Source organism: Desulfotomaculum copahuensis (assembly GCF_001655685.1).
GTDB classification, from domain to species: Bacteria; Bacillota; Desulfotomaculia; order Desulfotomaculales; family Desulfovirgulaceae; genus Desulfotomaculum_G; species Desulfotomaculum_G copahuensis.
On sequence record NZ_LYVF01000144.1, the window covers coordinates 1 to 502 of the forward strand.

A 502-nucleotide genomic window follows, 5' to 3' on the forward strand; every position below is an offset into this window, starting at 1 on the left:
GAAAAGTTTCAAACTCGAGTCATAGGAGACCAGATCATGGCGACTGCACTGGTGGATAGGCTGGTGCACCGCTCGGCCGTCCTGAACATGAACGGTGAGGGATACCGGCTCAAAAGCCCAAAACGGTGATATGCAAAAACCGGCTCCACGTGAGCCGGTTACTTTTTTGCAAAAGGCATGTTGGCTTTATTTACCTGATCATTACCTTGCTACACCTAAACTTTTTTTAAGAGAAAATGAAGTCGTGACAAAATTTTGCGTTAACATTACAAACGATCTGTCAGACATAGCGCTATTGAAAAGACAACCTGGTCCCCATAGCATCATCAGGAAAATGATTTTTCAGGATACCAGGCTGGTATCCTTTTTGGGTGGCGAATCCACCAATAGCCAGTATCACTAGACGATGAATTGGCATAAATATTAACTGTCCCAGTATATCCAGACTCTGTTACCGTTACTAAGAACTGTTGGCCAGCAAATATGGGGTGGACCCATTTGT

1 protein-coding gene is annotated in these 502 nt (G+C 44.2%); it reads left to right on the forward strand.

Annotation, left to right across the window (positions count from 1 at the left end; translation table 11 throughout):
* The first annotated feature begins 21 nt into the window (after positions 1–21).
* Positions 22–129 carry an ATP-binding protein gene (locus A6M21_RS19115; RefSeq protein ID WP_282434539.1) on the forward strand — a complete coding sequence of 36 codons (108 nt, stop codon included), beginning with the start codon at positions 22–24 and terminating at the stop codon, positions 127–129.
* The last annotated feature ends 373 nt before the right edge of the window (positions 130–502 follow it).